This window comes from Sphingobium sp. CECT 9361 (assembly GCF_918741285.1).
GTDB lineage: Bacteria > Pseudomonadota > Alphaproteobacteria > Sphingomonadales > Sphingomonadaceae > Sphingobium.
In genome coordinates, this window is the sequence record NZ_CAKKNC010000011.1 from 125040 (window position 1) to 134105 (window position 9066).

Annotated in this window: 7 protein-coding genes; all 7 read left to right on the plus strand. The window is 59.8% G+C overall.

Going from position 1 to position 9066, the window contains the following annotated elements; all coding sequences use genetic code 11:
• Window positions 1-7: 7 nt before the first annotated feature.
• Genes LQ220_RS15865 through atzF form a run of 7 tightly spaced genes read left to right on the plus strand, consistent with a single transcriptional unit; the run spans window position 8 to window position 8929 of the window.
• Window positions 8-823, plus strand: a complete 816-nt coding sequence (locus tag LQ220_RS15865) for an ABC transporter permease subunit (RefSeq protein WP_230189148.1) — start codon at window positions 8-10, stop codon at window positions 821-823.
• A complete protein-coding gene (locus LQ220_RS15870; RefSeq protein WP_230189149.1) occupies window positions 820-1590 on the plus strand; it encodes an ATP-binding cassette domain-containing protein in 771 nt (256 codons plus the stop codon). The genes LQ220_RS15865 and LQ220_RS15870 overlap by 4 nt, the downstream gene beginning before the upstream one ends.
• Window positions 1591-1614: 24 nt before the next feature.
• A complete protein-coding gene (locus LQ220_RS15875) occupies window positions 1615-2124 on the plus strand; it encodes a CopG family ribbon-helix-helix protein (protein WP_230189150.1) in 510 nt (169 codons plus the stop codon).
• On the plus strand, window positions 2121-2945 hold the full coding sequence (locus tag LQ220_RS15880; RefSeq protein ID WP_230189151.1) for an urea amidolyase associated protein UAAP1: 825 nt from the start codon (window positions 2121-2123) through the stop codon (window positions 2943-2945). Before LQ220_RS15875 ends, LQ220_RS15880 begins: the two co-directional genes overlap by 4 nt.
• Window positions 2946-2961: 16 nt before the next feature.
• Window positions 2962-3597 (plus strand): urea amidolyase associated protein UAAP2, encoded by a 636-nt coding sequence (locus LQ220_RS15885; protein ID WP_230189152.1) that lies wholly within the window; start codon window positions 2962-2964, stop codon window positions 3595-3597.
• A complete protein-coding gene (gene uca, locus LQ220_RS15890; protein ID WP_230189153.1) occupies window positions 3594-7166 on the plus strand; it encodes an urea carboxylase in 3573 nt (1190 codons plus the stop codon). The genes LQ220_RS15885 and uca overlap by 4 nt, the downstream gene beginning before the upstream one ends.
• A complete protein-coding gene (atzF, locus tag LQ220_RS15895) occupies window positions 7163-8929 on the plus strand; it encodes an allophanate hydrolase (RefSeq protein ID WP_230189154.1) in 1767 nt (588 codons plus the stop codon). The genes uca and atzF overlap by 4 nt, the downstream gene beginning before the upstream one ends.
• Window positions 8930-9066 lie beyond the last annotated feature (137 nt).

The following is a 9066-nucleotide window of genomic DNA, read 5'->3' on the forward strand; positions in this document are numbered from 1 at the left end:
TTGCATAGTGCGTTGGGTCAATCGTCGTATCCGGCGGGGCAACAGCATCCTTCTGGGTGCTGCTCCCATAGCGTTGCTGGTGCTGCTATATCTTGTCGTTGCAGCCAGCCGTCACGCAGCCAATTCCAATGATAAGATCCTGCCGCTTCCCGGTGACATGGCCAGCGCAATGTCAGCGCTGTTGTTCCAGCCCGATCCGCTTTCCGGGCAACTCATTTTCTGGGCGGATACTTTCGCCAGTCTGCAACGGCTCGGCTTCGGGCTCGGCATATCCACGCTTTCGGCATTGCTCGTCGGATTGTTACTTGGCGCATTGCCGCCCATCCGCGCGACCTTCGGCCCGCTGGTAACAGGCATTGCGGTCATCCCGCCCATCGCTTTATTACCTATATTATTCATCGCTTTCGGTCTTGGAGAGATGGCCAAGGTGGCGTTGATAGTCATCGGCATAGCGCCATTCATGATCCGCGACGTCGCCGCCCACATTGCCGCATTACCGCGCGAACAGATCATCAAAGCACAAACCCTGGGCGCCAGTAGCTGGCAAGTGATGGTGCGCGTAGCCTTACCACAGGCTATGCCTCGGCTGATTCAGGCCGTGCGCCTTTCGCTTGGCCCGGCATGGGTTTTCCTGATCTCCGCAGAGGCGATCGCGTCCGATGTGGGACTAGGGTATCGGATATTCCTCGTCCGCCGCTATCTGTCGATGGATATCATTCTTCCCTATGTCGCGTGGATTGCATTGCTGGCGATCATGATGGACGTACTCCTGACCTGGTCCAGCCGTCGCCTGTTCCCCTGGGCGCATGGAGCGGAGCATTGACCGCGTTGCTAAGCCTCCAGAATATCTGGGTCGAATATGGCGACAAGGTCGTATTGGAGCGGGTGAACCTCGATATCGAGGCAGGCTCGTTCGTATCGATCATTGGCCCGTCGGGCGCGGGTAAGAGCAGCCTGCTGCGTGTCATACTCGGACAGGAAATCCCGACGCGCGGTCAGATGCTGTTGGACGGTCTCCCCCTGAAGCCCGAATGCGGGCCAGATCGCGGCGTAGTATTTCAGCGCTATTCGGTGTTTCCGCACCTCTCCGTACTCCATAACACCGTTTTTGGGCTGGAATGCGCACAGGCACCATTGATTGCGCGCCTCTTCGGATCCCGCCGCCGCGCGGCTTTGGCTGAGGCGGAAGACATGCTGGATGCAGTGGGGCTGAGCGACAGCTTACATCTCTACCCCGCACAAATGTCCGGCGGAATGCAGCAGCGGCTCGCCATCGCTCAGGCGCTTATCAAGCGTCCACGTATCCTGCTTCTCGACGAACCCTTCGGTGCGCTGGATCCGGGCATCAGGGCGGATATGCATGCTCTTATAACGCGGTTGTGGCGCGATTATTCGCTGACGGTCATCATGGTTACGCACGATCTTCGCGAAGCATTTTCTCTTGGCACGCGCGTGCTGACATTGGATAAACGCCGTCGCGATCCGCACGCGCCGCATCGCTTTGGTGCAACCGCGGTCTATGATTTGCCACTCACCAAGCGAATGCCCGCACCAGAGGCGACGGCCGATAGTATTACACTTGACGCTTAAAGTAATAATTGAGAAAACCATCTTATGAGCACCGAACCGACCAGTCTCGCCCGGCTTAGCATGAGCCTCCCCGCAGAACTATTTCGCCAGTTGGACGTCATGGTTGAGGAACGCGGCCTGCCATCGCGCTCGCAACTCATCGCAGAACTGATTCGCCACGCCCTGGTCGAGCACGAAGCAATGACCCGTCCGGACGACTTGCTCGCGGGCACGATCACCCTCGTCTATCGTGGCGACCGGGGTCGCGTGCGCCAGCAACTTGCACAGACCCAATCGGAGTATCTGAAGGAAGTCATCTCTTCGCAGCACGTCTTTCTCGAAGACGATCAGTCGCTCGAAGTCTTGCTGGTGCAGGGGCCGGCGACACGGCTGAAGGAATTGTGCGACGCTTTGCGCAGCATTCGCAATGTGCACCAGTTGCAACTCGTGACCACCACCGCCTTGCTTCCACCCCTTCACGAACAGGACGACGTTCCAGGCACCCAGACCACCGCAGCCACCAAACGCACGTCCGACAAAGGCATCGCAGCATGACGGCAACGCTGGCCGATCCGCTGGCCGCGCGGGATCATGCGCGCGCGATGGCCGGAACGGTCGTCGAAGCGATGCCAGTGATCCCCCCTATCGTGGACGACCTGCCCGCCGGTGTGGCCAACGACGACCTGCTATGGGAAGAAACCGTCGCCGCAGGCGGATATACGTCGCGCAGGTTGGCGCGAGGGTCTCGTCTTCGCTTGGTCGATGTGCGCGGCGATGCCTGCGCATCGATGCTTATCTTCAATGCCGAGATGCCGACCGAACGCCTCAACGTCGCAGACACGGTCAAGATACAATGGAATGCCTATCTGGGAACAGGCAAGCTGCTGTTGTCCGATATGGGGCGCGTGCTCATGAGCATCCTGGAGGATGGCGCGGAAACCCATGATGCCTTTTGCGGCACCTCGAACGCAGCCACCAACCTTGCCAAATATGGAGAGGGTCGCAACAGCGGAGCCTTCCCCAATGGACGCGACCGCCTGCTGTTGGGCGCGGCCAAGCATGGGTTGCAACGCCGGGACGTTCACCCTTGCGTGAACCTGTTCAAAGGCACGCGGATAGAGGCGGACGGGACGATCACGCCGCTTGTCGGGCCTTATGATGCAGGGCGATCGATCATCTTGCGCGCGGAGATGGACGTGATCGTCGTCATCGCCAACTGCCCGCATGTTTTGGATCCGCGCGATGCATGGACGGTAACGCCGCTTCGGGTTTCGGCGTGGCGCGGGGCGATCGCGCCTGCCGACGATCCTGTCCGCATCGCCACGCCGGAGGGCCTGCGCGCCTATGAGAATGTCGAAGACTATTTCCGGCGCTAGGAAGAAAGAGATCGCATTGACTATCGACCCGCATACTGCCGGCCTTTCTGGCACCATCGTGCATGATGAGATCGTAGCCGCACGCGCGCCGTGGCTGCATCATGTGGCCGCCGGACAGACGCTTCGCGTTGTCGATGTGGAAGGCAATCAAGCGGTGGACTTCCTGCTTTACGCCGCTGCCGACGATGCCGAGCGCTACAGCGCGCAGGACACGGTTGCGGCACAGCAGAACCTGTTCCTGCGCACCGGGTCCGTCTTGCGATCGAATGAAGGGCGCCCGATGATGACCATCGTTGGGACGTCCGTCGAATATCATGACACCATCGGCGGAGCATGTTCCTGCGAGTCCAACACACTGCGTTACGGGCATCACACAAAGGCGCAACATGCCTGCGTCGAGAATTTCCTTGAGGCCAATCTGACCGAAGGCCGGGGCAAGCGCGACATCGTCTCCAACATTAATTTCTTCATGAACGTCCCTGTCGAACCGGACGGATCGCTTGGGATCGTCGATGGCATTTCCGCACCCGGATTGACGGTCGATCTGCGCGCGGAGATGGATGTGATCGTCGTCGTGTCCAATTGCCCGCAGATCAACAATCCCTGCAATGCCTTCAACCCCACACCTGTACGGATGATCGTTACGGCATGAGCTTCGATACCGTCCTGGTCGCCAACCGGGGGGCAATCGCCACCCGGATTATCCGCACGTTGCGTAAAATGGGCCTGCGTTCCGTTGCCGTCTATTCGGAAGCGGACGTCGATTCCCTCCACGTCGCGCAAGCGGATATGGCCGTGTGCATCGGCCCCGCTCCCGCATCGGAAAGCTATCTCAACACCGCAGCGATATTGAAGGCAGCACGCGATACCGGCGCGGGCGCAATCCATCCGGGCTATGGGTTTCTGGCTGAGAACGCGGAATTTGCGGAAAGCTGTGCGGCCGAGGGGATTGTCTTCATCGGCCCCACACCGGACAATATTCGGACATTCGGATTGAAGCACAGTGCGCGAGCGCTGGCAGCCGAGCATGGCGTGCCTCTCGCACCCGGCACCGGGCTTTTGACGGACGAAGAAGAGGCCGCAACCGCTGCACGGTCGATTGGCTACCCCGTCATATTGAAGGCTACGGCTGGCGGCGGCGGTATCGGCATGCGCATCTGTGAGGATGAAGCCGCCGTGCGGGAAGGCTTCGCCACCGTCGCGCGTCTGGGCGAAGGCAATTTCGGAGACGCTGGCGTATTCCTCGAATGCTATGTTCGTCGTGCACGCCACATCGAAGTGCAGATATTCGGTGATGGAGCGGGCAAGATTATGCCCCTTGGGGAACGTGACTGCTCGCTGCAACGCCGTAACCAGAAGGTCGTCGAAGAAGCCCCTGCTCCCAACCTACCTTCGGCCGTTCGCGAAGAACTCATCGCATCGGCTGTCCGCTTGGGGGAAGCGGCCAGATATCTATCCGCTGGCACCGTAGAATTCCTCTTCGATTCGGAACGGCAGCAATTCTTCTTTCTGGAAATGAACACCCGACTCCAGGTCGAACATGGCGTTACCGAAGAAGTGATGGGCATCGACCTTGTCGAGTGGATGATCCGAGGCGCTGCCAAAGACTTCGCATTTCTGGATGCCGAGCCGCCACAACCGCGCGGCCATGCCGTGCAGGTGCGCGTCTATGCCGAAGATCCTGCGCTCGACTATCGCCCCACATCGGGCACATTGACGGCCGTCATGTTTCCATCGAACATTCGTGCCGAAACATGGTGCATGGCGGGAAGCACGGTCAGTGCATGGTACGACCCGATGCTCGCCAAGCTGATCGTACATGCCCCCACCCGCGACGCCGCGACATCGGCAATGCAGATCGCGCTTGATGAAAGCCGGATCGACGGCATCGAGACCAATCTGCGCTGGTTGCGCGAAGTCGTTCGTACCGAGCAGTTTGTGACTGGAAATGTCTCCACACGCTTGCTCGATACCATCGGCTATCATCCGCGCAGCATTCGTGTGATCAGCGGGGGCACAGCAACGACGGTGCAGGATTGGCCAGGCCGTCAGGGCCTCTGGGCCATTGGCGTTCCCCCGTCCGGGCCCATGGATGACCGTTCCTTTCGGGCGGGCAACCGCCTGCTCGGCAATGCCGAGGGGACGGCGGGCCTGGAAGTTACCGTTGCGGGGCCAACCCTGCTTTTCAACGCACCCGTTCGCCTGTGTATCACAGGTGCCGATTTCGGTGCGCGGCTGGATGAACTTCCCATCGAACGCGGAACAGCGATCGACGTGGCTGCGGGGCAGACGCTGACGTTCGGTCGCGCATCGGGGGGCGGCATTCGGGGCTATATCCTGTTCGCGGGTGGACTCGATATCGCGCCCTATCTGGATAGCCAAAGCACGTTCGAACTGGGTCAATTCGGCGGCCATGCGGCACGTCGGTTATTGGCAGGCGATACGTTGCATCTGGGCAAGGGCGACATCGCAGCGCCCAACTCTCTTCTCCCAATATCCGACTTCACCGACACCTGGACCCTGCGAGTCATGTACGGCCCACATGGCGCACCGGATTTCTTCACGGATGACGACATCGATGTGATCGTCTCCGCAGATTGGGAAGTCCATTACAACAGCAACCGTACCGGCGTCCGGCTGATCGGGCCAAAGCCGCACTGGGCGCGCAAGGACGGCGGCGAGGCTGGACTTCACCCCTCTAACATCCACGACAATCCCTATGCCGTTGGTGCCGTCGATTTTACCGGCGACATGCCGATCATTCTCGGCCCGGACGGCCCTTCACTCGGAGGCTTTGTCTGTCCGTTCGTCGTAATCGCTGCGGATCGCTGGAAGATCGGACAGCTTGCACCCGGCGACCGGCTGCGGTTCGTACCGGTTACTCTTGAAGACGCCGCTGCAGATCTGGCTTCGTCCGATAGCCCGTCCCGGAACATCGCGGATCTTTCGCCGATCCTCGCCGACATCGCGGAACGTGGCACACGTCCCCGCGTGGTCTATCGGCAGCAGGGCGACCGCAACATACTGGTCGAATACGGCCCAATCGTACTCGACATTGAGCTGCGTATCCGCGTGCATGCTTTGATGATCGAGTTGGAAACGCGCGCTTTGCCTGGCGTGATAGATATCGTACCGGGCATCCGTTCGCTTCAACTGCATTTCGACGGCGAGACGCTGGATCAACGTGGTGCGCTCGCGGCTCTTATGGAGGCGGAAGAACGCCTGGGTGATCTGGAGGACTTCTCGGTTCCTTCGCGGATCGTCCACCTCCCCCTGAGTTGGCGCGACCCGGCCACCATCGAGACTATCGAGAGATATATGGGCGCCGTCCGTGACGATGCGCCATGGTGTCCGGACAACATCGAATTCATCCGCCGTATCAACGGCATGTCCAACGCTGACGCCGTCGAGAACCTGATTTTCGATGCCAGTTATCTGGTTCTCGGTTTGGGGGACGTATATCTTGGTGCGCCGGTAGCGACCCCAATCGATCCGCGTCACCGGCTCGTCACCACCAAATATAATCCCGCACGCACCTGGACCCCGCCCAATGTCGTTGGAATTGGCGGCGCCTATATGTGCATCTACGGGATGGAAGGACCGGGCGGTTATCAGCTTTTCGGCCGGACTATCCAGATATGGAACACACACCGGCAGACGGATGCCTTCATAGACGGCAAGCCGTGGCTTCTGCGCTTCTTCGACCAAATCCGCTTCTTCAAGGTAAGCGCCGAAGAGCTGGCAGAATGGCGACGCGATTTTCCCAGCGGTCGCAGGTCGATCCAGGTCGAACATTCCGAATTTCGACTGGCCGACTATCGCGCTTTTCTGGCAGAGAACGCCGCGTCCATCGCAACCTTCGAAACGCAACGCGGCGCTGCGTTCGATGAGGAGCGCGCCGAGTGGGCGCGGAATGGCGAATTCGATCGTGTGACTGCGCTGGCGGATGACTCGGATGTCGGCGCACTCGCCAAGGCTGCCATAAGCGCGCCCGAAGGCACCGAAATTATCGAAGCACCCTTTGGCGGAAGCGTCTGGAAACTCATGGTGGAACCGGGCGACACGGTGGAGGCCGGAGATGTCATCGCCGTCATCGAAGCCATGAAAATGGAATTCCCGCTGGAAAGCCCTGCGAGCGGTACGATTGCTGCGCTGTACATGCAGGAACGGCAATCCTTGCAACCGGGAACGCCCTTACTGGCTTTGAGGCGACACCCATGACCGATCTGAGCCGCCTGAGCATCAAAGCGATTGCCGATGCCGTCAATAGTCGGGCATCAACTGCTGTTGCGATAGCCCAGGAGACCTTAGCGCGCCTTGCAGCCTATGACGCTGTGCAGCCGCAAATATGGATAAGCCGCCTAGCGCCAGACGATTATCTTGCCGCAGCGCGCGCTGTCGATGCGCGGGTCGCGGCCGGAGAGCACTTGCCTCTTGCCGGCGTTCCTTACGCAGCCAAAGACAATATTGATGTTACGGGCTTTGAAACCACCGCTGCATGCCCGGCCTTTGCCTATCGCCCCACAGCGTCCGCTGACGTCATCGACCGGCTCAGCGCAGCAGGGGCGATATGCGTCGGCAAGACCAACCTCGATCAATTCGCGACCGGTTTGGTCGGCACACGCAGCCCTTACGGTATCCCGCGCAATGCCTATAACCTTGCGTATGTCAGCGGCGGTTCCAGTTCCGGGTCTTCCGTGGCCGTCGCTGCCGGGCTTGTCGGCTTTGCATTGGGTACGGACACTGCGGGGTCAGGCCGCGTGCCTGCGGCCTTCAACCATCTCGTGGGATTCAAACCGAGCAAGGGCAGATGGAGCACAGGCGGATTGATCCCCGCTTGCCGAACCCTCGATTGCATAACAGTGTTTACCGATGCGGTGGACGATGCCCGTCTTATCGACGACATCATTGCAGGCTTCGATCCATTGGATGCGTATTCAAAGCCACTTATTGACCGAACGATACCCCACAATCGCATCGGCGTGCCGCGTCGCGATCAGCGTATGTGGTTCGGCGATAGCGAGTCCGAATATCTCTACGATCGTGCCATCGAAACGCTGTCTTCAATGGCCCAGATCGTTGAGATCGATCTGACACCTTTGCAGGAGACCGCCCGGCTCCTGTATAGCGGGCCGTGGGTGGCGGAACGCGCCTCCGCGATGGCCAATCTCCTCGCCAACAATCCCGACGCCATAGATGAAACCGTGCGTCAGGTTGTTGCGCCAGGCACGGCGATAAGCGCCGTCGAGTTGTTCAACGGTATCTATCGCCTCGCGGCGTTGAAACGCATCGCAGATGAACTGTGGACCGATGTCGACGTGCTTGCCTTCCCCACGACCGGCACGACCTATCGTGTTGCGGAATTACTGGCGGCGCCTATCGCCCTGAACAGCAATCTGGGGTTCTACACGAATTTCGTGAACCTGCTCGATATGGCGGCAGTCGCGGTGCCCGCAGGTGCACGTTCCAATGGCACCGGCTTTGGCATTACGCTGATCGGTCCGGCTGACAGCGATCATAGCGTACTTGAAGCGGCAGAACATTATCTTGCGGCGTCCGACCTGCCTTGTCCACCGCCGCTCGATCTGGAGGGAAAAATGCAAAGCGTGAAACTGGCCGTCGTTGGGGCGCATCTCAAAGATATGCCGCTGCACTGGCAATTGACGTCACGGAATGCGACCTTCGTCGGCGCCTTCGAAACGGCACCTACATATCGGCTCTATGCAATGGCCGACAGCGTCCCGTCAAAGCCTGCACTGGTGCACAGTACCGATGGAAGCGCCATCAAGGTAGAGGTGTATGAGATGGACGTGGCTGCCTTCGGCAGCTTCGTTGTAGAGGTTCCCGCACCGCTCGCGATCGGCACAGTCACTTTGAGCGACGGCACCACCGTCAAGGGTTTCGTGGCGGAGCCCCGTGCCTTGACTGGCGCGGAAGACATTACCGCGTTGGGCGGCTGGCGCGCCTATATCGCGCGAGGCTAGGGGCTGCCTGTGATCTGCCCCCCGCTGAGTGGCCCAGAGACTATGATAGTCTGGACCACGAAGGGGACATTGAATGCCAAGCAAGAAGCACAAGCCGGAAGAGATCATCGGCAAGCTACGTGAAGTTGAGATCATAT